Origin of the sequence: Mammaliicoccus sp. Dog046 (assembly GCF_034039665.1) — a bacterium.
In the GTDB taxonomy this organism is placed as follows: domain Bacteria; phylum Bacillota; class Bacilli; order Staphylococcales; family Staphylococcaceae; genus Mammaliicoccus.
In genome coordinates this window covers 2,256,914-2,281,923 of record NZ_CP120131.1, presented here as the reverse complement: position 1 = coordinate 2,281,923, position 25,010 = coordinate 2,256,914, and the positions used below count along the sequence as shown (strand labels likewise).

20 protein-coding genes are annotated in these 25,010 nt (G+C 34.5%); 16 read left to right on the top strand and 4 right to left on the bottom strand.

Translation table 11 applies throughout. The annotated features are described in order from the left end of the window. Positions 1 to 90: 90 nt before the first annotated feature. From P3U32_RS11295 to P3U32_RS11245, 11 genes are all read left to right on the top strand, one after another. A complete protein-coding gene (locus P3U32_RS11295) occupies positions 91 to 1,671 on the top strand; it encodes an alpha-glucoside-specific PTS transporter subunit IIBC (protein WP_323703275.1) in 1,581 nt (526 codons plus the stop codon). Positions 1,672 to 1,809: 138 nt separating this feature from the next. Then, positions 1,810 to 2,886: a M42 family metallopeptidase gene (locus tag P3U32_RS11290; protein ID WP_323703274.1), complete on the top strand. Its 1,077-nt coding sequence runs from the start codon at positions 1,810 to 1,812 to the stop codon at positions 2,884 to 2,886. Between the two features lie 245 nt (positions 2,887 to 3,131). Beyond that, entirely contained in the window at positions 3,132 to 4,142 is a 1,011-nt protein-coding gene (locus P3U32_RS11285) for a Delta(5) desaturase DesA (RefSeq protein WP_323704884.1), read from the top strand. Between the two features lie 697 nt (positions 4,143 to 4,839). Beyond that, positions 4,840 to 5,670, top strand: coding sequence for a BglG family transcription antiterminator LicT (gene licT, locus P3U32_RS11280; RefSeq protein ID WP_323703273.1), 831 nt, complete (start codon positions 4,840 to 4,842; stop codon positions 5,668 to 5,670). A 188-nt stretch (positions 5,671 to 5,858) separates the two neighbouring features. Then, the gene (locus P3U32_RS11275) at positions 5,859 to 7,766 is read left to right on the top strand and encodes a beta-glucoside-specific PTS transporter subunit IIABC (RefSeq protein ID WP_323703272.1); all 1,908 of its coding nucleotides are present in this window, start codon (positions 5,859 to 5,861) and stop codon (positions 7,764 to 7,766) included. A gap of 15 nt (positions 7,767 to 7,781) precedes the next feature. Then, the gene (locus P3U32_RS11270) at positions 7,782 to 9,233 is read left to right on the top strand and encodes a 6-phospho-beta-glucosidase (RefSeq protein ID WP_323703271.1); all 1,452 of its coding nucleotides are present in this window, start codon (positions 7,782 to 7,784) and stop codon (positions 9,231 to 9,233) included. Beyond that, positions 9,233 to 10,690 (top strand): glycoside hydrolase family 1 protein, encoded by a 1,458-nt coding sequence (locus tag P3U32_RS11265; protein WP_416361226.1) that lies wholly within the window; start codon positions 9,233 to 9,235, stop codon positions 10,688 to 10,690. The genes P3U32_RS11270 and P3U32_RS11265 overlap by 1 nt, the downstream gene beginning before the upstream one ends. A gap of 1,043 nt (positions 10,691 to 11,733) precedes the next feature. Then, on the top strand, positions 11,734 to 13,677 hold the full coding sequence (locus P3U32_RS11260; protein ID WP_323703270.1) for a BglG family transcription antiterminator: 1,944 nt from the start codon (positions 11,734 to 11,736) through the stop codon (positions 13,675 to 13,677). Positions 13,678 to 13,679: 2 nt separating this feature from the next. After that, on the top strand, positions 13,680 to 14,120 hold the full coding sequence (locus P3U32_RS11255; RefSeq protein WP_323703269.1) for a PTS sugar transporter subunit IIA: 441 nt from the start codon (positions 13,680 to 13,682) through the stop codon (positions 14,118 to 14,120). 1 nt (position 14,121) lies between these two features. Further along, a complete protein-coding gene (locus tag P3U32_RS11250) occupies positions 14,122 to 14,406 on the top strand; it encodes a PTS sugar transporter subunit IIB (RefSeq protein WP_323703268.1) in 285 nt (94 codons plus the stop codon). A 19-nt stretch (positions 14,407 to 14,425) separates the two neighbouring features. Next, complete coding sequence (locus tag P3U32_RS11245) at positions 14,426 to 15,784, top strand: PTS ascorbate transporter subunit IIC (protein WP_323703267.1); 1,359 nt, start codon at positions 14,426 to 14,428, stop codon at positions 15,782 to 15,784. Between the two features lie 59 nt (positions 15,785 to 15,843). Here the strand turns inward: P3U32_RS11245 and P3U32_RS11240 are convergent, their stop codons facing one another. The 4 genes from P3U32_RS11240 to P3U32_RS11225 are packed head-to-tail and all read right to left on the bottom strand — an operon-like array spanning position 15,844 to position 19,363. Continuing rightward, on the bottom strand, positions 15,844 to 16,614 hold the full coding sequence (locus tag P3U32_RS11240; RefSeq protein ID WP_323703266.1) for a DeoR/GlpR family DNA-binding transcription regulator: 771 nt from the start codon (positions 16,612 to 16,614) through the stop codon (positions 15,844 to 15,846). Between the two features lie 24 nt (positions 16,615 to 16,638). Continuing rightward, a complete protein-coding gene (locus tag P3U32_RS11235; RefSeq protein ID WP_323703265.1) occupies positions 16,639 to 17,502 on the bottom strand; it encodes a ketose-bisphosphate aldolase in 864 nt (287 codons plus the stop codon). 24 nt (positions 17,503 to 17,526) lie between these two features. Beyond that, the gene (locus tag P3U32_RS11230; RefSeq protein WP_323703264.1) at positions 17,527 to 18,906 is read right to left on the bottom strand and encodes a PTS fructose transporter subunit IIC; all 1,380 of its coding nucleotides are present in this window, start codon (positions 18,904 to 18,906) and stop codon (positions 17,527 to 17,529) included. Positions 18,907 to 18,916: 10 nt separating this feature from the next. After that, positions 18,917 to 19,363: a PTS sugar transporter subunit IIA gene (locus P3U32_RS11225; protein ID WP_323703263.1), complete on the bottom strand. Its 447-nt coding sequence runs from the start codon at positions 19,361 to 19,363 to the stop codon at positions 18,917 to 18,919. Between the two features lie 1,330 nt (positions 19,364 to 20,693). Here P3U32_RS11225 and P3U32_RS11220 point away from each other — a divergent pair. The 5 genes from P3U32_RS11220 (at position 20,694) to P3U32_RS11200 (ending at position 24,688) form a co-directional block, all read left to right on the top strand. Next, positions 20,694 to 21,836, top strand: a complete 1,143-nt coding sequence (locus P3U32_RS11220) for an NADH-dependent flavin oxidoreductase (protein WP_323703262.1) — start codon at positions 20,694 to 20,696, stop codon at positions 21,834 to 21,836. 151 nt (positions 21,837 to 21,987) lie between these two features. Beyond that, positions 21,988 to 22,443, top strand: a complete 456-nt coding sequence (locus tag P3U32_RS11215; protein WP_323703261.1) for a DM13 domain-containing protein — start codon at positions 21,988 to 21,990, stop codon at positions 22,441 to 22,443. A 77-nt stretch (positions 22,444 to 22,520) separates the two neighbouring features. Continuing rightward, on the top strand, positions 22,521 to 22,958 hold the full coding sequence (locus tag P3U32_RS11210; RefSeq protein ID WP_323703260.1) for a DoxX family protein: 438 nt from the start codon (positions 22,521 to 22,523) through the stop codon (positions 22,956 to 22,958). A 5-nt stretch (positions 22,959 to 22,963) separates the two neighbouring features. Further along, a complete protein-coding gene (locus P3U32_RS11205) occupies positions 22,964 to 23,644 on the top strand; it encodes a response regulator transcription factor (protein ID WP_323703259.1) in 681 nt (226 codons plus the stop codon). Further along, entirely contained in the window at positions 23,645 to 24,688 is a 1,044-nt protein-coding gene (locus tag P3U32_RS11200; protein ID WP_323703258.1) for a HAMP domain-containing sensor histidine kinase, read from the top strand. It abuts the gene before it with no gap. Positions 24,689 to 25,010: the final 322 nt, after the last annotated feature.

Sequence of the window (25,010 nt, the reverse complement as noted above, 5' to 3'; positions counted from 1 at the left end):
TATGTGATTTCTAATTACGTCAAACGTATTGGCAAATGAAAACGTTTCCTATAATGTAGAGATAATCAGAAACAGAAAAGGGGTTATAATATGAATGCAATTAAACGATTTGGCAGTGCCATGATAGTTCCAGTTTTGTTATTTGCGTTTTTTGGTATTGTTGTAGGATTTGCAACTTTATTTAAAAATCCAAATATCATGGGTGACATCGCAAATGAAGGGACGATGTGGTTTAAGATTTGGAGCTTAATCGAAGCGGGTGGTTGGACAATATTCAATCATATGGAATTAGCATTTGTAATTGGCTTACCAATTTCTTTGGCGAAAAAAGCACAAGGTAGAGCAACGTTAGCTGCTTTAATGATTTATCTTGTATTCAACAATTTCGTTAATGCGATATTAACACTTTGGCCGAAAACATTCGGCGTGGATTTATCTAAAGGTGTTGAAAATGTAACGGGCGTGAAAGAAATAGCGGGGATAGCGACGTTAGATACTAGTATCATTGGTGCCATTTTTATTTCAGCAATCGTGATTTGGATACATAATCGTTTCTACGATAAGAAATTACCTGAAATGGTAGGTATATTCCAAGGGTTACCATTCGTAGTTATGATAGGATTCTTTATTATGATCCCAATTGCATTTATTGTATGTGCGGTATGGCCATCTGTACAGAATGGTATCGCATCATTACAAGGTGTAATGTTGCATTCAGGATTTGTCGGTGTTTGGTTATTCCACTTCTTAGAAAGAATATTAATTCCAACTGGTTTGCATCACTTTATTTACACGCCGTTTGAGTACGGACCTGCAGTTGTAAATGGTGGATTAAAACCATACTGGATCGAACATTTAGCAGATTTCTCAAATTCTAAAAAATCATTGAAAGAGCTTTACCCATATGGATTCTTACTACAAGGTAATATTAAAATATTCGGTTGTTTAGGTATTGCATTAGCAATGTATGCATCTACACCTAAAGAAAATAAGAAAAAAGTATTAGCACTCGTGCTTCCAGCAGGTTTGACAGCTATTTTTGCAGGAATTACTGAACCATTAGAATTTACATTCTTATTTATTGCTCCATATTTATTCTTAATTCATGCGTTACTTGGAGCAACGATGGTAACAATTATGTATTTATTTGGTGTTGTTGGTATTCAAGGCGGTGGTGCAATTGAAATTGCAGCAATCAACTGGATTCCATTATTCCAAAACCATGGAAACACGTATATTGCGCAGTTTATTATCGGCATCATCTTTGTCGCAATTTACTTCTTTGTATTTAAGTTTATTATTGAGAAGTTTAACGTACCTTTACCAGGTAGAGTATCTGATGATGGTGAAGCAAAACTATTTACTAAAGCAGATTACAAAGCGAAAAAAGGTAGTGAAGCGGATACAAGATTAGATAACAATGCATCTGAATATGATACAAAAGCCATATACTATTTAGAAGGATTAGGTGGTAAAGATAATATCAAGGATGTAACGAATTGTGCGACTAGATTAAGAGTTACTGTGAAAGATGCAAGTCTTGTTAAAGACAATGCTTATTTCACTGAGAATCAAATGGCTCATGGTGTTGCGAAGAGTGGTACGAATGTCCAAGTAATTGTTGGCTTAAGTGTACCGCAAGTGAGAGATTCATTTGAAACAATGATTTAGAAGTGATGATATATCAATGGTCATGGTAAGGTGAATAACCTTGTCGTGACCTTTTTAATGTAAAGGCTTGTTCCTAGTAGCAATGCTCAAAATAGTGATATTATGGATATGTTATACAAATAATAGGGGGGTTTTTAAGTGGGAAATTCAGTAGAAATATTAAAGACGTTAACAGATATTAATGGTATCGCAGGTTACGAACATCAAGTTAAAGCGCAAATGCGAGAATATTTAGAACCAGTCAGTGGTGAAATTATTGAAGATAACTTAGGTGGGATATTCGGTAAGAAGAAGGGTAAAGAGGGATCTAAGACAATCATGATCGCTGGTCACCTTGATGAAATTGGATTTATGGTTACACAAATAGACCCAGACGGCTATATCAAATTCACGCCAATCGGTGGTTGGTGGAGCCAAGTGATGTTATCTCAAAAAGTAACAATCACAACGGATGAGGGTAAAGAAATCAGAGGCGTTATTGGTTCGAAACCACCACATGTACTCAGTCCTGAAGAACGTATGAAACCAGTAGATATTAAAGCAATGTTCATCGATATAGGTGTAGATAATAAAGAAGAAGCGGAAAGTTTAGGAATTGAATTAGGAAATATGGTTACACCTTATTCTGAATTTGAAGAATTAGGAAACAGTAACTATTTAACTGCGAAAGCATTCGATAATCGCTTCGGTTGTGCATTAAGTGTTGATGTTCTTCGTGAACTAAAGAATGAGTCTCTAGGCATTCATTTAGTATCAGGTGCAACAGTACAAGAAGAAGTAGGTTTACGTGGCGCGAAAGTTGCTGCAAATAAAATTAAACCGGATTTATCAATTGCAGTAGACGTTGGTATTGCACATGATTCACCTGGTTTATCAGGTAATGGCCACGATACTAAATTAGGTAATGGCCCAATTGTGATATTAATGGACGGATCCAATATTGGTCATGTCGGTTTAAGAACGTTTATTAAAAATGTTGCTAAAGAGAAAGAAATAGATCTTCAATGGGATACAATTACCGGTGGCGGTACAGATGCTGGTAGTATCCATGTGGCAAATGAAGGGACACCTACCATTTCCATCGGCGTGCCATTACGTTACATGCATTCAAATGTTTCTATACTTCATAAAGAAGATTATTTAAATGCAGTAAAATTAGTTTCAGAAATAGTTAAAGCACTGAATGATGATGCAGTGAAAAATATTATTTGGTAAATGGAAGCGTTTGAAATTATGTTGTAAAACGTGACTATGACAAGGTTTATATCACATATTATGACCAAGTAATAATTTATTATTAAAATCAAACAAATTATTTGTATGAATTTTAAAAAAATACAAATGGATATTGATTGTAAAGAGCAATATTATGCTATATGATAAGTAATAGAGATGGAAGTACTTGATTCATTCAAGTACTTCCTTTTTCTATATTTATTGAATAAAAGGAAGTGGAAATCATCGAAAAAGAAAAGAAGAAATTGCTCCGAAAAATGGTCAAACCGTTTGAAAATAACAACTTAAAGAAAAGTACAATTCAAATTATAAATACATTAATTCCGCTAGTCGTTATTGTCGTAGCAGGATTCTTATTATATCCATTACATTGGTCATTATCTATATTATGTGGCGTACTTGCATCAGGATTTTTAATTAGAACATTTATTATATTCCATGATTGTTGCCATGGATCATTTTTAAGTAAAAAGAAAAATAACGATTTACTAGGAAATATTACTGGTCTTCTCACATTCTTCCCATATGAAAAATGGCGTAGAGAACATATTATTCACCATACAAGTAGTGGTAATTTAGAAAAGCGTGGTATCGGTGATATTTGGGTTATGACCATTGAAGAATATCATGAAGCAACGAAGTTTACGCAGTGGAAATACCGCATGTATCGTCATCCATTTGTGATGTTTGTCTTAGGTCCTATATTCTTATTATTTATTTCAAATCGAATGAACGATAAAGACGCCAAAGGAAAAGAAAAACGAAATACATGGATGCATAATATCATTCTATTAGCATTTTATGTGGGAATGTTCTTCTTAGTAGGTGCAGTACCATTTATGTTAGTATTTTTCCCAATGTTATTTATTGCGGGTATGCTAGGTATTTGGTTATTCTATATTCAACATACATTTGAAGATTCATACTTTGAAGAGTCATCAGAATGGGATTACGTTAAAGCTGCGATAGAAGGTAGTTCTTACTATAAATTACCTAAAATCATACAATGGATGACAGGTAATATTGGTTATCATCATGTGCATCATTTAAGTCCAAGAATTCCAAACTATGAATTAGAACAAGCGCATGATAAGACACCACCGTTACATCACGCAACAACGATAACAATTAAAGATAGTTTAGCATCATTGAAATATAAACTATATGATGAAAAGAACAAATGCTTTATCACTTTTAGAGAATACACACGTAGGTTCAATAGTAGACAAGCATAATTAAATATGAGCGTTAGCTCTCAGAGTGCCGGTAAAGTCATAAACTTTGCTGGCTTTTTTATAATGAACAGGAGTCATCGCAAAAGAACCATAGAATATGCGAACATTGTAGTGTAACGAGATAGATCTGAGAAACAATCCCGTTAGAAAATCTAACGAGATAGAAAGTGAAAACAAACTCGTTAGCGGATAAATAGCCCATGGAAAAGTCTAAATTAACAGTAAAAAGTGAGAAAATCATGTGCTAACGAGATAGTTCTGAGAAACAATCCCGTTAAAAAATCTAACGAGATAGAAAGTGAAAACAATCTCGTTAGCGGGTAAACAGACCGCGAAAAAGTCAAAATAACCTATAAAAAGTGAGAAAATCATGCGCTAACGAGATAGATCTGAGAAACAATCCCGTTAAAAAATCTAACGAGATAGAAAGTGAAAACAATCTCGTTAGCGCGCAAATAGACCGCGAAAAAGCCAACATAACCTATAAAAAGTGAGGAAATAACGCGCTAACGAGATAGAAAGTGAAAACAATCCCGTTAGCTGCCGCTCTCCCAAAAAGACAATCCACTATGTTAGTTTTTACAAAGAATAAAACGTAAGTATAGTTTTTTGTTCTAAAATATTTAACAATTCCAAATTATTGCTATAATAATAATTAATTGAAACACAAGTGCATTTATTGAGAAGGGTGAATGTCATGAAAATAACGAAAATATTAAACAATAATGTCGTCATTTCAAAGATTAATGGGGAAGAAAAAATTGTTATGGGTGTCGGTATTGCTTTTGGGAAGAAGAACGGCCAACAGTTAGAGAAAGAGAAAATTGATAAAGTATTTAGAATGACAAGTGAAGAACAAGAAAGAATGTTAACTTTAATTAAAGAGTTAGATGATGACGTCCTGCTTATTTCTAGAGAGATCATAGTAGAGGCAAACCAATTATTTAAAGAACCGCTTTCTGAATCTATTTATATCGCTTTAACGGATCATATAAATTATGCGATTAAACGCTGTATAGAAGGAACGACCATTAATAATCCGCTCTTATATGAAATTAAACGTCTTTATCCTCAAGAGTTTAATATTGGTTTATTAGGTATTGATAAAGTATCTGAACGTTTGGATATTCAATTACCTAAAGATGAAGCGGGATACATCGCAATGCATATTGTTAATGCAAATATGCACGAATCTATTTCAAATGTTTATGAAATAACAAAGATTACACAAAGTATCGTTAATCTCGTAAGGTATCATTTTAATTTAGATTTATCAGAAGAGTCGTTGAGTTATGAACGTTTTATTACACATTTGAAATTCTTCAGTCAAAGGCTGATTCATACAGAAAGTTTAGAAGAAGTTATGGATGTGTCATTACTATCATCATTACAAGAAAAATATGTAGAATCTAATATTTGTGTCGATAAAATTGGTACGCTATTGAAGCAAAATTATAATCATGATTTATCCAATGATGAAAGGGTTTATTTAATACTTCATATCGCAAGATTATTAAAATCTTCATGAAAGCGTTGACAAAATAAATGAAAGCGCTATAATTAGGTTAAATTAATAACAATTACTTTAGACATCAATTTATTTGTTGTTTGGGATTGTAACTTTAAGCAGGCAAAACCCAGAGTAATGCATGACGAATGTTTGTATTCGTATGTATTATTCTGGGTTTTTTCTATGCGAAAATTGGAGGGATATAGATGAAATATGAAGATTTAGCTAAGGATATTGTAGAGAAAGTCGGGGGCGAAGAGAATATAACTTCTCTTACACATTGTATTACGAGATTAAGATTTCAATTGAAAGATCATGGGAAAGCTGATACAGAATATCTTAAGAATAAGGAAGGTATCGTTACAGTTATGGAATCTGGTGGACAATATCAAGTTGTTATTGGTAACCACGTTCCAGAAGTATATGAAGCTGTCAGTAAAGTCGCACATTTAAGTGAAAATGATAGTGGAGGTACACTCAGTAATGGTTCGTTATTTAATCGATTTATCGATTTAATTTCAGGGATTTTCCAACCGATACTAGGTGTGTTAGCAGCAGCGGGGATGATTAAAGGATTTGCTGCATTATTTATGGCACTTGGATGGATCACCGAAACATCAGGAACGTATCAAATCTTACACGCGATTGGAGATTCACTATTTTACTTCTTCCCAATATTCTTAGGGTTAACAGCTGCTAAGAAATTTGGATCTAATCAATTTATTGGAATGGCATTAGGGGCTGCACTCGTTTATCCAACAATCGTTGCGGCAATGACAGCAGGTAACAAAGATGCAGCGATGTTATTTAGTGACACGTTCTTTGAATCTGAATCGGCATTAAACTTTTTAGGTATACCAGTCATTTCTATGACGTACACGTCGAGTGTTATTCCGATTGTACTTTCGGTATTTGCCGCTTCAATCTTAGAAAAATATTTAAAAGCGATTATTCCGAATGTTGTTAAGACATTCTTAGTACCATTCTTTACTTTATTAATTATTGTGCCATTAACATTCTTAATTATTGGTCCTATATCTTCATGGGCAGCTAATTTAATTGGCGCTGGTGCATTAGCATTGTATAACTTTAGTCCGTTAGTGGCAGGATTATTGTTAGGCGCATTCTGGCAAGTGTTTGTAATATTTGGTTTGCATTGGGGATTAGTTGCCATCGCAATTAATAACATCTCAACAGCAGGTTCCGACTTTATTATTCCAATTACATTTGCAGCATCATTTGCGCAAACAGGTATTGTACTTGGCATCTTATTTAGAACAAAAAATAAACAACTGAAATCATTAAGTATCCCAGCATTTATTTCAGGATTGTTTGGAGTAACTGAACCAGCCATTTATGGTATTACATTACCAAGAAAGAAACCATTTATTTATAGCTGTATTATCGCTGGTATCACTGGCGCATTGATAGGTGTAGCTGGCACGAAGATGTATATGATGGGTGGACTCGGTATATTCGGTTATACAGTATTTATCGGTAAAAGCGGATTAGATATGGCATTCTGGATGTCATTGATCGCAACAGGTATAGCGGTCGTACTTGGTTTAATCGTAGGATATTTAACACATAGCGATAAGCATGAAGTTGAAATTGATAAAGGTAGTGAACCATCAAAAGCTAAAAGCGAAGGCATTGTTAATGATGTGCTTGTAGAAGCACCAGTAACAGGTAAAGTTATTGATTTAACGACAATAAATGATCCAGTATTTTCATCATTAGCGATGGGTAAAGGCATTGCCATTCAACCTGAAAGTGATATTGTTGTCGCACCTTTCAATGGTGTTGTGGAAAGTTTATTCCCAACCGGTCATGCAATTGGATTGAAATCAGAAACTGGTGCAGAAGTATTAATTCATATCGGAATCGACACAGTTAAATTAGAAGGTAAGTATTTTAAAGCGCTTGTGTCACAAGGAGAAACAATTGAGATTGGACAACCTTTGATTGAGTTTGATAGAGAAACCATTATTGAAGAAGGCTACGATCCAGTCATTCCGGTTGTTGTTACCAATACAAATCTTGCTAAAGATGTCATTCTTGAAGATGCAAAATCAATTGAAACAGGAAAACATATTTTAACCGTTATTTTATAATAAGGAGGAATAATAATGAATTTAAGAAAAGACTTTTTATGGGGTGGAGCTATCGCAGCAAATCAATGCGAAGGTGCGTATGATGAAGGAGGTAAAGGATTAAGTTTAGTTGATGTACTTCCAGCAGGTGATGAAAGACGTATCCCATTATTTGATCCAGCAAAAGGATTACAAGAAACGTTCGATTATTATCCAAGTCACGAGTCGATTGATTTTTACCATCGTTATGAAGAAGACATTAAATTGTTCGCTGAGATGGGTTATAAAGTGTTAAGAATGTCGATTTCTTGGCCAAGAATTTTTCCGAATGGTGATGAAGCAGAACCGAACGAAGAAGGTTTAGCATTCTATGACAAAGTATTTGATAAATTAGCTGAATATGATATCGAACCGTTAGTTACACTTAACCACTTTGATACACCATATCACTTAGCAACAACATATGGCGGTTGGTATAATCGAAAGACAGTAGACTTCTTCGTCAATTACAGTCGCGTGGTGTTTGACCGATATAAAGACAAAGTGAAATATTGGTTAACACATAATGAGATTAATATGATTTTACACATTCCTTTTATTGGAGGTGGTTTAATTATTGAAGATGAAACGCAAGCAGATCAGATGAAATATCAAGCAGCACATCATTTGTTAATTGGATCAAGTCTCGCTACTAAAGTAGGTAAAGAAATCAATCCTGATTTCCAAATTGGTTGTATGTTAGCTGCGGGGGAAGTTTATCCGAATACATGTCATCCAAATGATATGTTAGCCGCATTGAAGAAGAATCGTGAACAGTATATTTTTATCGATGTGCAATCAAGGGGAGAATATCCTAAGTACAGTAAGCGCATGTTTGAAGAATTGAATGTAACGATTCATCAAGAACCTGGTGATGCAGCTATATTGAAAGAACATACAGTCGATTTCATTTCATTCTCATATTATTCAAGTCGTCTCGAAAGTGGTGATGATGAAGTTAATAAAGAGAAAGGCGCAGGTAATGCCTTTGCATCATTGAAGAATCCATATTTAGAAGCGTCAGATTGGGGTTGGCAAATTGATCCGGTCGGCTTACGTGTCACAATGAATCAAATTTATGATCGTTATGAAAAGCCATTATTTATAGTAGAAAATGGTCTCGGTGCCAAAGATGAAGTTACAGAAGATGGACAAATTCATGATGAATATCGTATTAAGTATTTAAGTGAACATTTAGAACAAATGATTGAAGCGGTCAACGATGGCGTTGAATTATTAGGTTATACATCATGGGGATGTATTGATTTAGTATCTGCAGGAAGTGGCGAAATGAAGAAACGTTACGGATTTATTCATGTAGATAGAGATAATAAAGGGAATGGTACGTTAAACCGTACGCCTAAAGATTCATTTTACTGGTATCAAAAAGTTATTCAAACAAACGGTGAAGATTTAAGTTATAAAACAAAACAATTGGAGGAACGTTAATGATGAATACAAATACTGGATTTAGAGAAGGATTTTTATGGGGTGGCGCTACAGCAGCAAATCAAATTGAAGGTGCTTTTGATAAAGATGGAAAAGGCTTATCAAGTGCAGACTTTGTAGAATATATACCTAAAGAACAACGCAAGAAAGATAATCATATGGAAGTAACAACAGAAGTGATTCAAAAGACACTAAGCGGTGAATACACAGGAAGATTCCCTAAACGAGAAGGAATCGATTTCTATTACAACTATGAATCAGATATTAAATTATTAGCTGAGATGGGATTCAAAGCATTTAGATTATCTATCCATTGGTCTAGAATATTCCCAAATGGATATGATGAAACGCCGAATGAAGCGGGATTAGCTTTTTATGAAAATGTTTTTAAAACGTTAAGATCTTATGACATAGAACCAGTAGTTACATTGAGCCATTATGAAACACCATATGGCTTAACAGAAAAATATAACGGTTGGGTAGATCGTGCAGTAGTCGGTCATTTTGAAAACTATGCGAAGACGGTATTTAATCGTTATAAAGGATTAGTGAAATATTGGATTACATTTAATGAAATCAATATCATTAATATCTCACCATTCACAGGTGGCGGCATTCTTTCAGATCAATTAGATAATCCGAAAGCAGCATCATACCAAGCTTTACATCATCAATTACTTGCATCAAGTTTAGCTACTAAAGCATTACGTGAAATAGATGCAGACGCACAAATGGGATGTATGTTAGCAAGAATGAAACACTATCCATACACTTGTAACCCAGAAGATGTGTTGAAAGCAATGCAAGATGATCAAATGAACTTATTATATACAGACGTACATGCATTAGGAGAATATCCTAACTACTATAAACAATTTTTAAAAGAAAACAACATTGAACTACAAATCGAAGACGGCGATTTAGAAACATTGAAGGAATATACAGTGGATTACATATCCTTTAGTTATTACATGTCATTACTTTCAGCAAATAGCGAAGAAGGAGAAGTTACTGAAGGGAACTTAATGAATAGCTTGAAGAATCCATATTTAGAAGCGTCAGATTGGGGTTGGCAAATTGACCCAATTGGTATTCGTATCGTATTAAACGAATTCTGGGATAGATACCATGTACCATTATTTATCGTAGAAAATGGATTAGGTGCGAAAGACGAAGTCGAAGAAGACGGAAGCATCCATGACACATATAGAATCGATTACTTAGAAAAACATATAAAAGAAATTAAAAAAGCCATACAAGACGGCGTCGACGTGATTGGCTATCTTGCATGGGGACCAATTGATTTAGTATCAATGTCTACAAGTGAAATGAGTAAACGATATGGATTTATATATGTTGATAAAGATGACGATGGGAACGGAACAGGCGCAAGATCTAAAAAAGACTCTTACAATTGGTATAAAGAAGTCATCGCAACAAACGGAGAAAATCTATAAATATTAAATGAAGAAAACAAAGTTTTATAGCTGGGAGGCTATAAAACTTTGTTTTTTTGTGACGTTTGAGACGGTGTGGGTGTGGTGGAGTTAGGTTGTTTGGAGATTTTGTAGTTAGGATCGGTGAAGTCGTAGATTAATTTTGTGGTTAAGCGACGAGATGGCCAAAGTCGTAGATTAACTTTTGAATTAAGCGACGAGTTGTGTAAAGTCGTAGATTAACTTTGTAGTTAAGCGACGAGTTGTGTAAAGTCGTAGATTAACTTTGTAGTTAAGCGACGAGATGTGTGAAGTCGTAGATTAACTCTGTAGTTAAGCGACGAAATGGCTAAAGTCGTAGATTAACTTTGTAATTAAGCGACGAGATGGCTGAAGTCGTAGATTAACTTTGTAGTTAAGCGACGAGATGGCTGAAGTCGTAGATTAACTTTTGAATTAAGCGATGAGATACCTGAAGTCATAGATTAACTTTGTAATTAAGCGACGAAATGGCTAAAGTCGTAGATTAACTTTGTGGTTAAGCGACGAGATGCCCGAAGTCGTGAGTTAACGCAGAAGTTAATCCAAGAGAAAGCCCAAGTCGTGAGTTAACGCTGAAGTTAATCCAAGAGAAGGCCCAAGTCGTGAGTTAACGCAGAAGTTAATCCAAGAGATGCCTTAAGTCGTGAGTTAACTCTGGAGTTAATCCAAGAGATGCCCAAAGTCGTGAGTTAACGCTGGAATTAATCCAAGAGATGGCTCAAGTCGTGAGTTAACGCGAGAGTTAATCCAAGAAATGGCCCAAGTCGTGAGTTAATGCCGAAGTTAATCCAAGAGTTACCCTCAACCTCAAGCCCAGCAACAAACCCAATCCACCTCACATTCCATGTCCTACATCCACCAACATCACATCCACCTCACCACTCTCCTAATGACACCTCGGGCTTTTATGTGTAATGTTAACAATAATATAGATGTGAAATGTTTCGGATTTTAAAACGAAATAGATTACACATCTACTACCATTAGGAAACGCTTACAATATACATAGGGAGGTTATTTGATTGCTTAGTAAACGACAAAGTAATATGTTGTCTTATTTATCATCTGAGAATGGCTTTGTTACTATTTCGGAATTGGCGTTATTATTCCAAGTTTCAGAACGTACGATTCAATATGATTTAGAATTTTTGGAATCGTATCAGAAGCGATTGGATATTAATGTTGATCGAAATAAGAGTTTAGGCGTCAAAGTGTCGTATCGAGAAGATCATCATCGTGATGCGCAAGTTGAGCTGGATATTCATTATTCTAAAAATGAACGTAAAGAACAGATTATTCTTAGATTATTCGAATCTTCAAAACCGATGAGTTCTCAAAGTTTAGCGGATTTATTGAATGTATCTCGTCGCACGGTTGTGGATGATTTGAAGTCAGTTCAACTGTGGTTAGAATCTTACGAGTTATTGCTAGTTTATAAAAGGAACAAAGGTTTTGTAATTGAGGGTAATGAGCAGAAATTAAGAGAGGCTTATGCGCACGTTGTTCATGAGTACTTTCGTAAATCTACTGCACAGATTGGCATTGATCTTTTTTCAAAGGATGAACTTGAAAAAATTAGACGTGCTGTGATTTCTACATTAAGCAATCAAGATTTCCAATTAGTACAAGTAGCGATTGATGGACTGATTTATCATATTATTATTGCAATTCATCGTGCAAGGGAAGACTTTGTATTTGAGATTCCTGATGATGAATATGACAGGTTGAGCAAGACTGAAACTTTTGAAATCGCTATTCAAATGATGAATCGATTAGAGGATGTCTTTGATATTGCGTTTCCTAAAAGTGAAGCGGCATTTATTACACTGCATTTACTAGGTGCACGTGTGAATAAATATCATGATGAAGAAACGCAACATGAATTGTCTGATTTAACGCAGTTACTCATTCAAAAAGTCAGTGCCCAAATTGGTATTCCTTTGAACCATGATCATAAGTTAGCAACTGGACTTGTTACGCATTTACAACCAGCAATTCATAGGATGACATTTAATATGTCTCATACGAACCCTTTAAAAAATGAAATTTTGAAAGAATATTACGATTTAGTGTTAGCTATTCAGCAACATATTTGGATTTTAGAAGAAAATTATCAAGTGACATTTAATGAGGATGAAATCGCATATTTAGCGTTACATTTCGCATCTTCAATAGAACGATTATCGAATGAAGAAGTGGTACAAATTAAAGTCATTCTCTTATGCGGCTCGGGTATTGGTACGTCTCAATTATTGAAAAGTCGGATTACAAATATTTATCCGGAACTAGAAATATTAGATGCATTTTCAGCCTATGATATTTCTGAACGATTTCTTAAATCACATGGTGTAGATTATATGATTTCAACAGTACCGGTTGAAGGATTTTCAGTACCGACGATAGAGGTTTCTCCATTTTTAACAAAAGAAGATCGAAACAAGATTAATGAAATGATTAATGATTATAGAGAACGATTTATTACGAGCTATACGTCGGTTGGTCCAAATTTGAAAGATGTGTTGCCAGAAAGATACATCCATGTTGAAAGCAAAGCATCTAGTAGAGATGAAGCCATTCAAATGAGTGTCCAAACATTAGTTGATGCTGGAGATGTGAATAAGCAATATGGTGAAGACATTATGCATCATTTAGATAAATTTGGACCTTACATGGTGATTGGTCCAAATATCGCATTACTTCATTCGAACTTTGACCATGTAAATGTACCGGTAAGTATGGCGATTACACAGTTTAAAGATGGCATAGATTTCGGACATGATAGATTTGATCCAGTAAAAGTCATCGTCGTATTAGCAACAAGTCATCCTAAAATGCATTTAAATGCACTTGGGCAATTGAGTCGAATATTAATGGATGAAAAAATGCGAAATGCATTCATTGAAGGTAGTAAAGAAAACATAATCAAAACAATTCAATATGTAAGCGAAAGCGAGGAGGGCATCTAAATTTGACGAACATATTATTAGAAGAACATATACAGTTGAAAAAATCAGTAACCGATTGGGAAGAGAGTATACAAATAGCTGCTCAACCACTTTTAGAAGAACAGTATTTCAATCAACAATATATAGATGAAATGATTAAAAGTGTACATGATATGGGACCGTATATTGTCATCGCACCTGAAATTGCGATTGCACATGCGAGACCGAATGATAATGTACAACGCGTCGGTTTAAGTTTATTAAAGTTAGAAGAACATATTAATTTTTCGGATAATGGTCATTACGCAACGTTAGTGTTTGTATTAAGTGCGATTGATCATGAAGCACATCTCGAAATTTTAAAACAGTTGGCTACAATTTTAAGTAATAAAGAAACAGTTGCATCACTAGTTGCAGCAAAAAATAAAACAGAAATTATAAATATATTTAAGGAGAATGATTAATATGAAAATTTTAGTAGTGTGTGGACATGGTTTAGGAAGTAGTTTCATGGTAGAGATGAATGCACAAGAGGCATTGAAAAATTTACAAGCACCAGCAGATATTGAAGTTGAACATAGCGATATTATGACAGCAAGTGCAGATATGGCAGATTTATTTATTTGTGGAAGAGATTTAGAAGAGAACGCACAAAGATTAGGTGAAGTCGTGATTCTTGATAACATATTAGACAAAGAAGAATTACAAAAGAAATTAGAAGAAAAATTAAAAGGAATGAATATATTATAAGTGAAAAGGGGAAACAATTATGAATTCAATATTGGGGTTTTTTGTAGACGTATTTAGTCAACCAGCTATACTCGTTGCACTTATTGCGTTGATTGGTCTTATTGTCCAGAAGAAATCAGCAGCTGATATTACTTCAGGTACGATTAAGACAATCTTAGGTTTCTTAGTGTTAAGTGCCGGTGCAGGTGTTGTGACAAATTCACTAGAGCCATTTGGGAAGATGTTTCAGGAAGCATTTGGCGTGCAAGGGGTTGTGCCAAATAATGAAGCCATCATTTCAATAGCATTAAAAGACTACGGAACAACAGCAGCATTAATCATGATGTTCGGTATGTTAGTGAATATTTTAATCGCACGATTTACAAATTTGAAGTATATATTTTTAACAGGTCACCATACATTTTATATGGCTGCGTTTTTAGCAATTCTATTAACGGTCGGTAATATTACAGGAACGATGACTGTTGTTATGGGTTCAATTATCTTAGGACTGATTATGGCTGTCTTACCGGCGTTAGGCCAATCTACAATGAAGAAGATAACAGGATCAGACCAGGTAGCCATTGGACATTTCGGTACAGTCAGTTATTGGGCTGCTGGTGAAATAGGTAAATTATTTTCTGGGAAATCAAAATCAACAGAAGATATTAAATTCCCTAAAGGTTTAAGTTTCTTAAGAGAAAGTACAATCAGTATTTCATTAACGATGATCGTACTTTATATCATTGCAGCTTTATTTGCTGGTCCGAAATTTGTACATTCTGAACTGAGCGATGGTACAAACTTTATCGTATTCTCAGTCATTCAAGGTGTTACTTTTGCGGCAGGTGTGTTTATTATCTTAACTGGTGTGAGATTGATATTAGCTGAAATTGTACCTGCATTTAAAGGTATATCAGAGAAATTAGTACCAAATACGAAACCAGCATTAGATTGTCCAATCGTATTTCCTTATGCACAAAATGCCGTACTTATAGGATTTTTCGTAAGTTTCATTACTGGAGTCATCGGTATGTTAATCATGTTCTTAGTCGGAGGCGTTGTTATACTTCCAGGTGTTGTACCACACTTCTTCTTAGGTGCGACAGCAGGTGTGTTTGGTAACGCAAGAGGCGGAATTAAAGGCGCGATTGCAGGTGCAGCATTGAACGGAATATTAGTGACATTCTTGCCATTATTACTCTTACCGTTTATGGGAGATTTAGGCGCAGCATCAACAACATTCTCAGATACTGACTTCTTAGCAGTAGGTATTGTTGTTGGTTATATCGCAAAATTCTTAGGACTTGCTGGTGTTATTGCAGCTGTCATCGTTATTGGCGTATTAGGCGTGTTATTACAAAAACGATCTAATAAAGCAGTTGGAGAAGAGAAATAAAACGAGGATTTCATAAATTTTAAAAAGCATGTCGGATATCATCCGACATGCTTTTTAAGTTAATTTATACAATTAATATTATTTCTTTTTAGTAAATTGAGTTCATTTTTCGATAATTGATAGTCTGTAACGATTGTATCTATATCATGTAAGTTAAGGCTTTTATGAAGAAATGTGTTATGGAATTTATCTTCAGTGACGAGTAACACTAAGTGCTGTGAATTTTGTCTGAAAGCGTGCTTTATAAATGCTTCGCCTTCATTTGTCTCGGTTGCCCCTTTTTCTAAATCAAATCCTCTACATGAAACAAATGAAATATCAGCATTATATGTTAAGGCATCATTAAATGCTTTTGATCCATTAATTGTATTTCGTTTTTTCACTACGGATCCACCTAAAATATTTATTTGAGCATCTGTAAACTCAGATAATAAAGTTGCTGTAAGTACGCCATTCGTGATGATTTGTAATCCTTCAAATTTAGATAACATTTTAATGAGATGTAACGTTGTCGTACTTGAGTCTATAAATATAACCATATCATCACTGATTAAGTTCTTCGCTTGTTCTGCAAGTTTATGTTTATTGTCCTGTTCATTAAAATTAATGATTTTCATTAAATAGGGTAGGTCAATTTTTTGATTATCTATAATCATTGCACCACCGCGTGTTCTTCTGACTAGCCCTTTCTTTTCTAACTCGATTAAGTCTCTTTTTACAGTTGCTTCACTATATTTTACTAAATCAATTAAATCTTGTATTCTTGCAAATTGAACAATTTTCAAATGATTAATGAGCATTTGTTGACGTTCTTCAATAATTTTCAGCATTGGACAGTCCGCCTTTTTAAAAGATTATATATATAAACTGCTTTTTCCAACAGTATTCAATAAGTTCATTTTATATTTGACGACTTCTTTAAGCTTTGAATTTGCCTTCGGATAAACTTCGTTAGGTTCATACATATTTTTATTATCAATTAATGTTTGTCTAACTTCTTCAAAGAAGACGCTCTTTAAATCAGAACTTAAATTCACTTTTCCTACGCCATGAAGGATGGATTCTTGGACTTCATTATCAGGATTACCTGAACCACCATGAAGAACGATAGGAATGGATAATCTTGAATGGATTTCTTTTAATAAGTCTATATTTAATTTCGGTTGTTTGCCTTTAGGATATAGACCGTGAGAAGTGCCGATAGCTACAGCAAGCGTATCAATGTTTGTTTCTTTAACAAAGTGTTCAGCTTGATCGGGATCCGTATATATAATCTCATTCGTACCACCTTCAGCTGAGCCGTTATTACCAATTGTTCCTAATTCCGCTTCGACAGAGACACCAACATAATGTGCATATTCAACGACTTTTTTAGTGATTTCTATATTATCCTCGTAAGATTTTGTTGAAGCGTCGATCATGACGGATGTATAACCATTCCTAATTGCACGTGTTACATCATATAATGTAGCACCGTGATCTAAATGTATTACAACAGGCACTTTACTATTTAAGGCATAACTTCTTACTATAGATACAAAATCATTTCCTAAATATTCGATTTCATCAGGATGAATCTCTAGAATAACTGGGGCGTTTAAGTTTTCAACTTCTTCCATTATTGATTTCAGCATATCGAAACTACTTATATTGAATGCAGGAACTGCAAATTGATGTTCATTGGCTACTTTAAGTAAATCTTTCATATTATATAACATTTAATCTCCACCTTGTTTGAGTTTTTAAATCATTTTTGAGTTTTGTGCAGGGGCAACTTTTTTCTTTAATAATCCTACAGATAATGCAGTGACAATCATTCCACTCATGATTGCGATGAGATAGATAAATAAATGGTTGATAACATTAGGGATAAAGATGACCCAAATGCCGCCATGCGGTGCGAGAGATGTGATACCTGCACCCATTGATATCGCTGCAGCTGTTGCAGAACCTAATATGAGACTAGGAATAACTCTGAGTGGATCAGCAACGGCGAATGGAATGGCACCTTCTGTAATATAAGATGCACCTAATACCCAACATGATTTACCTGAAGTGCGTTCTTCTACAGTGAATTTATTCTTAAATAATACAGTAGCAAGTGCTAAACCTAATGGCGGTGTCATACCGGCTACCATACAAGCTGCAATTGGACCATCGACACCGGCAGACATTAATCCGATTGAAAACGTAGAAATGGATTTGTTGATAGGACCTCCCATATCAGCGGCCATCATTGCACCAATTAATAATCCAAATAAAATGCCAGAAGATTGACCGAAATTGTTTAACCAATGTGTCAAAGTGTCTAATAACCAAGAAATAGGCGTATTGATGAGAAATACCATTGCAAGACCGACGACTAAAATCGAAATGAGTGGCACAACAATCAATTGGTAAAGCGCTGAAAGTGATTGAGGTACTTTAATTTTATTCGCTAAAATGTTAGTAACATAACCAGAAATCAGACCACTAATCATTCCTCCTAAAAATCCAGAACCATCAACGGTAGCTAACGTACCACCGACTAAACCAGGAGCAAACCCAGCTCTACCAGCAATGGAAGATGCAATCCCAGCAGATAAAGCAGGAACCATAAGTTGGAATGCAGTATCGCCACCAATTTTAGAAAGTGCACCAGCTAATTTGTTGTAGGCATGTGATTCAGGATCTGAAGCGTTGATACCAAATGCGAAACTAATAGCAATTAATATACCGCCAGCAATAACAAAAGGAAGCATATAATTTACGCCGTTCATAAAATGATTATAAATACCTGTCTTATTTGAATTGTTTTTCTCTTTCTTTTCGAGGTGAATGACTTCAATATTATTTAAGCCTTCTTCAATTAATTTTTCAGAATCTCTAATCGCTTGAGCAGTTGAAACTTTTTTAATGTATTTTCCATGAAATCGATCCAATTCAATATCTTTATCGACTGCTAAAATTATTAAATCAGCATTATTGATTTCATCTTGAGTAAGTACGTTATCAGTTTTGGATCCTTGTGTTTCAATTTTTATGTTATGTCCGAGTTTTTGTGCCGCCATTTTCAATTTTTCAGCAGCCATGTAAGTATGTGCAATTCCTGTGGGACAAGCGGTAACTCCAACGATATTCATAAAATCCCTCCTATTCAGACAATAGTTTTATAATTTCATCAGCAGTGCTAGCATCTTTAATAGATTGTCGAAAAGATGCATCCATTAATAATTTTGCAAGTTCACTCAAAATATCCAAATGTGAATGATGTGCATTTTGTGGTAAGGCAATAAGAAAGACTATGTTTATTTGAGTATCATCGAGCGCGATGTAATCAGATAAATGAGCAGTCTTCGCGAATGTAATAATCGGTTTGTTAATATACTTTGATTGCGTGTGAGGAATACCGAAACCATCCTCAATTCCCGTAGAAACAATTTCTTCCCGTTTGTATAAATCCTTTAGAAACTTTTTCTTATTCTTTAAATAACCATTTTCATTTAAAACATCAGTGAGTGAATTAAAGAGTTCATTTTTATTAGAGATAGATGGATCAAAAATAAAAGTGTTCTTATCTGTAAGTGTAACGAGTGACATAAATGTGGACCTCCTTCGCTCTATAAGTAAGCGCTTACTTATTAGATGTAATCATAGCACAGTATTCAAACTGTTCAATAGTTTGAACGATTTATGTCAAGTTGCTAAATTTTAGTGCATTCTATTAACTTTTATGAACGAATTCAGTCACTAATATAGATTTTAAGAAGGATGTTTACTTGATAGGAGGAGTGATTTTGTCATTTAGAGAGGGATTGGGTGAAGTCGTAGATTAACTCTGTAGTTAAGCGACGAGATGGTGAAAGTCGTAGATTAACTTTTGAATTAAGCGACGAGAAGGTCGAAGTCGTAGATTAACTCCTGAATTAAGCGACGAGATAGGTGAAGTCGTAGATTAACTCTGTAGTTAAGCGACAAGATGGCCAAAGTCGTAGATTAACTTTGTAATTAAGCGACAAGATGGCTAAAGTCGTAGATTAACTCTGTAGTTAAGCGACGAGATGGTCGAAGTTGTAGATTAACTTATGAATTAAGCGACGAGATGGTGAAAGTTGTAGATTAACTTATGAATTAAGCGACGAGATGAGTGAAGTTGTAGATTAACTTTTGAATTAAGCGACGAGATAGGTGAAGTCGTAGATTAACTCCTGAATTAAGCGACGAGATAGGTGAAGTCGTAGATTAACTCCTGAATTAAGCGACGAGATAGGTGAAGTCGTAGATTAACTCTGTAATTAAGCGACGAGATGAGTGAAGTCGTAGATTAACTCCTGAATTAAGCGACAAGATGAGTGAAGTCGTAGATTAACTCTGTAGTTAAGCGACGAGATGAGTGAAGTTGTAGATTAACTCTGTAGTTAAGCGACGAGATAGGTGAAGTCGTAGATTAACTCTGTAATTAAGCGACGAGATAGGTGAAGTCGTAGATTAACTCTGTAATTAAGCGACGAGATGAGTGAAGTTGTAGATTAACTTTTGAATTAAGCGACGAGATAGGTGAAGTCGTAGATTAACTCCTGAATTAAGCGACGAGATAGGTGAAGTCGTAGATTAACTCCAGAATTAAGCGACGAGATAGGTGAAGTCGTAGATTAACTCCAGAATTAAGCGACGAGATAGGTGAAGTCGTAGATTAACTCCAAAGTTAATCCAAGAGTCGATCCATTCCGCCCAACAAACCGATCACCACAATCAATCCTTCCAAATATCAATCCACTCAACTCACCAAAAATCATTTCTCACTTAAATTTCCTACACCTAATAGGTTCTCAAAATTAAACTCATTAATCTTATCTTTTTTATAGGCAATAAATTAGTAAATAGAAATCTAAAGGTGTTATAGTGTTATTTCACAAGGAGGAATTATACAATGAATGAAAAATATACACCATTATTTAAGTCTTTAAAATTACCAAACGGTGTGGAGGTTAAGAATAGATTTGTCTTAGCACCGCTTACACATGTATCGTCAAATGAGGATGGTACAATTTCAGATATTGAAATTCCATATATTGAAAAACGTTCTAAAGATGTAGGTATTTCTATATCTGCAGCGAGTTATGTTGAACCTCTTGGACAAGCTTTTCCAGGACAACCTTCAGTATCAAAAGATGCTGACCTTCCAGGTTTAAAAAAACAAGCTGAAGTTATGAAGAAAAATGGAGCTAAAGCTTTAATCCAAATTCATCATGGTGGAGCAATGTCATTACCAGGTTTAACGCCAACTGGTGAAGCGGCTGCGCCTAGTGAAGTTGAAGTAAGAGGCTTTGGTCAACAAGAAACGCATGTTGCACGTGAGTTAACGGTTGAAGAAATTGAACATTCTATAGAATCATTTGCGAAAGCAACTAAAATTGCTATTGATGCTGGATTTGACGGTATTGAAATTCATGGTGCGAACCATTACTTAATTCACCAATTCTTCTCCCCTTATTACAATAGAAGAGAAGATGCATGGGGAGATCATTTAAAATACCCATTAGCTATTATTGAAGCAGTGACTAAAGTTGTTCGTGAACACGGTACACCTGACTTTATCGTTGGTTATCGTTTCTCTCCAGAAGAAGTTGAATCTCCAGGGATTTCAATGGAATTAACTGAGAAATTAGTTAAAGCTCTTACTGAACAGCCACTTGATTATTTACACGTATCATTAATGGACATTCACTCTACAACAAGAGATGGCCGTTATAAAGGTGAACAACGTGTGAAATTATTATTAGAATGGATAGATGGTAAATTACCATTGATTGGTATAGGTTCAATCTTTACTGCTGAAGATGCAATTAAAGCATTAGACACTGGTGCACCATTAATCGCATTAGGTAGAGAATTATTACTAGACCATGAATTTGTTGCGAAAATCGAGCAAGGTAGAGAAGATGAAATCGTTTCTGAATTTGATCCAGAAAGAACAGATTTACATGAATTACCTAAACCTCTATGGGAACAATTTAATGCTAAATTCTATCCTTTACCTAGAAAAGACGAAAAAGCTACAGAAACTAAATAATTTATTTACGAGGCTGGGACATAATATAATGTCTCAGCTTTATTTATGAAAACATTTAATAAAGAGTTCATATTAGTTAATAAATAGTTAATGGTTTCAACACATCGAACGATATAAACTTAACTTATCAACGAAAGAGGAGATGTGTTAAATGAATATAACAAAGACAACTTTAGGCGCGTTTGCACTTACAACAACTTTATTATTGGGCGCTTGTGGTAATGATGATATGAAAAAAGACGACAAAATGGACACGAAAAGTGAAATGAAAGACAAAGATATGAGCAAAGACAAAATGAAAGACATGGATATGAAAAAAATGTCAGGTATGTTCAAATCTATGAATGATGAAATGGTAGAAGGTAAAGCTACGATTAAAGATGGTAAATTAATGCTTTCAGAATTCAAATCATCTAAAGCGCCAGACTTACATGTGTACTTAACAAAGGATGGTAATGTTGATAAAGGGATGGAAATTGATAAGGTAGATTATAATAAGATGGAACAGACTTTTGATTTAAAAGGTAAAGATACATCTGATTATAATGAAGTAACAATTTATTGTAAGAAAGCACACGTTGTATTTGGTAGTGCAAAATTAAAATAATAAACACGTGATTAAAGGGGGCTGGGACATAATCTAATGTCTCAGCCTCCCTTATCATTTAATCAAAGGAGAACATCATGAAGAAAACTTACTATATAATTTGTTTATTAATAAGAGTGATTAGTGGTTATTATATTTTTATGCAAGGTTATGAGAAATTGACAGGTGGCTTTAGTCTGAAAGGACTCACGCAAGTGATTGCGAATAATCAAGATACACCTGATTGGTACAAGATGTTCTTTGAAAATGTCATTGCACCAAATACGACGTTGTGGGAATGGGTTATTCCATTAGGAGAACTGATGATTGGTATTGCTTTAGTGATAGGGTTTTTGGAGTATTATGCAGCACTTTTTGGTATATTTATAATGGTAAATAATTTGTTGGCAGATATGATTTTTACGTATCCAATACAACTTGTAGGATTTATCATCATCGCTTTAAATATCCGAGGTATGCGCGTCATTTCTGCCAAATCCATTTATAAAACGTTCGTAAAAAAGAAAGCAGGTTAACGAATATGGCCAATATATTAATTGTAGATGACGAAAAAGATATTTTAGAAATTTGCAAAACGTATTTCGAATATGAAGGTCATCTTGTTCAAACAGCAAATAATGGTGAAGAAGCACTATTACAAATCAATGATACATTAGATTTAATTATTTTAGATATCATGATGCCGATCATGAATGGGTATGATGTCGTGAAAGAAATGAAGGCGAAACAATTAGATATACCATTCATTTACTTAACAGCCAAGACACAAGAACATGATACGATATACGCATTAACTTTAGGGGCAGATGATTATGTGAAAAAGCCATTTAGCCCAAGAGAACTCGTCCTACGTGCACATAATTTATTAAATCGAACTCAAAAATATAACAAACAAGATTATTTGAAATTTGGCGATTTAGAGCTATGTAAACAAGAAAAAATCATAAAGATTAACAATCAAGATATATCGTTAAGAGTGAAAGAATTCGATTTACTATGGTATTTAGCAGTAAACGAGAAAAAGGTTATACCTAAATCAGAACTGGTAGAAAAGGTATGGGGCTATGATTATTACGAGGATGCCAATACAGTTAATGTACACATACGTCGTATAAGAGAAAAATTAGAACAACATCAATATACAGATTATGTGATTAAGACAGTTTGGGGTTTAGGTTATAAATTTGAAAGGACGAAATAAATGCTAACAATTAGAACGCAAATGATGACTGCATTTATAAGTAGCATTGTATTAACTACAATAATTTTAGCATGTGCATATAAATGGATGTGGTTTAATAAACACATGACACTCATGCTCACATTAAGCGCAATTATCTCAAGTTGTCTTACAATAATGATATGTATTTTATTTATTAATCCACTCGTCAAACGAATTAAATTAATGAATAAACAAACAAAATTGATAGCAAATGGCAACTACAGTGAGACTAAATTGAAATTTGAAAGTCCGAAAGAAATGAAAGAACTCAGTGATTCTTTTAATAGGATGTCATGCAATATTGAACAACAAATTAAACAAGTAAAGTACGAACAACAAGAGAAAAGTGAAATGGTTCAAAATTTATCACATGATTTGAAGACGCCTTTATCTAGTATTACTTCATATGCTGAAGGCTTGAAAGAAGGCATTATCGACGATCCGAAAGAACAAGAAAAAGCATATGACGTGTTAATTAAACAAGCACAGCGTATATCCTATATGTTTGATGAACTAACGAGTGTGATGTCACTTAATAAAAATTTTCAAGAAATATATGAAATAGAGACGATTTATGTCGATAAATTGTTTGTTTCAATTTTGCAATCGTACGAACGACGGTTAGCGGAAGAACATCGATCAATCGACCTTCAATTGTGTGATCAAATCATATCGTTTAAACAATATAGATTACCTTTAGAACGAATACTGATTAATATTTTGGATAATGCATTTAAATTTACTGAAGCGGGAACGACGATAGAAATAAAACTTGTGAAATCATCGGATAATCAGCTCTGTATATCGATCAAAGATGAAGGACCAGGAATAGAAGAACAATATTTATCTCGTATATTTGAACGGACATTTAGAATTGAATCGTCTAGAAATAAAGCGACAGGTGGATCAGGATTAGGTTTGTATATTGCGAAAGACCTTGCTGTTCAAATGGGAGGCACGCTAACTGTAGAAAGTCAGGTAGGAAGCGGTACAACATTTGTATTAAATATACCAATGAAATAAGGGCGAGACTTTATTCAAGTCTCATCATTTTTTATGTGCATACTTTCCGCGGGCATGTTCTCAGCCTGTAGTCTTCGAATCATGCTTTTCCCGCAGGAGTCAGCACTAAAAAATGCTGAACATTGCAAGTGAGGCTCGACTAGCAACATTGAGCGTCTGAACATTGCAAGTGAGGCTCGACAAGCAACATTGAACGCTTGAACATTGCAAGTGAGGCTCGACTAGCAACATTGAATGCTTGAACATTGCAAGTGAGGGCTGACAAGCAACATTGAGCATAAAAAAACTGGATTTATAAAAATAAGTTCAGTTTGTCAACAGT

What these genes read in the sequence shown, in the direction of transcription:
- P3U32_RS11295 (WP_323703275.1), top strand. Translation starts at nt 91, where the DNA reads ATGAATGCAATTAAACGATTTGGCAGTGCCATGATAGTTCCAGTTTTG.
- licT (WP_323703273.1), top strand. Translation starts at nt 4,840, where the DNA reads ATGAAAATAACGAAAATATTAAACAATAATGTCGTCATTTCAAAGATT.
- P3U32_RS11275 (WP_323703272.1), top strand. Translation starts at nt 5,859, where the DNA reads ATGAAATATGAAGATTTAGCTAAGGATATTGTAGAGAAAGTCGGGGGC.
- P3U32_RS11270 (WP_323703271.1), top strand. Translation starts at nt 7,782, where the DNA reads ATGAATTTAAGAAAAGACTTTTTATGGGGTGGAGCTATCGCAGCAAAT.
- P3U32_RS11265 (WP_416361226.1), top strand. Translation starts at nt 9,233, where the DNA reads ATGATGAATACAAATACTGGATTTAGAGAAGGATTTTTATGGGGTGGC.
- P3U32_RS11250 (WP_323703268.1), top strand. Translation starts at nt 14,122, where the DNA reads ATGAAAATTTTAGTAGTGTGTGGACATGGTTTAGGAAGTAGTTTCATG.
- P3U32_RS11245 (WP_323703267.1), top strand. Translation starts at nt 14,426, where the DNA reads ATGAATTCAATATTGGGGTTTTTTGTAGACGTATTTAGTCAACCAGCT.
- P3U32_RS11240 (WP_323703266.1), bottom strand. Translation starts at nt 16,614, where the DNA reads ATGCTGAAAATTATTGAAGAACGTCAACAAATGCTCATTAATCATTTG.
- P3U32_RS11235 (WP_323703265.1), bottom strand. Translation starts at nt 17,502, where the DNA reads ATGTTATATAATATGAAAGATTTACTTAAAGTAGCCAATGAACATCAA.
- P3U32_RS11230 (WP_323703264.1), bottom strand. Translation starts at nt 18,906, where the DNA reads ATGAATATCGTTGGAGTTACCGCTTGTCCCACAGGAATTGCACATACT.
- P3U32_RS11225 (WP_323703263.1), bottom strand. Translation starts at nt 19,363, where the DNA reads ATGTCACTCGTTACACTTACAGATAAGAACACTTTTATTTTTGATCCA.
- P3U32_RS11220 (WP_323703262.1), top strand. Translation starts at nt 20,694, where the DNA reads ATGAATGAAAAATATACACCATTATTTAAGTCTTTAAAATTACCAAAC.
- P3U32_RS11215 (WP_323703261.1), top strand. Translation starts at nt 21,988, where the DNA reads ATGAATATAACAAAGACAACTTTAGGCGCGTTTGCACTTACAACAACT.
- P3U32_RS11210 (WP_323703260.1), top strand. Translation starts at nt 22,521, where the DNA reads ATGAAGAAAACTTACTATATAATTTGTTTATTAATAAGAGTGATTAGT.
- P3U32_RS11205 (WP_323703259.1), top strand. Translation starts at nt 22,964, where the DNA reads ATGGCCAATATATTAATTGTAGATGACGAAAAAGATATTTTAGAAATT.
- P3U32_RS11200 (WP_323703258.1), top strand. Translation starts at nt 23,645, where the DNA reads ATGCTAACAATTAGAACGCAAATGATGACTGCATTTATAAGTAGCATT.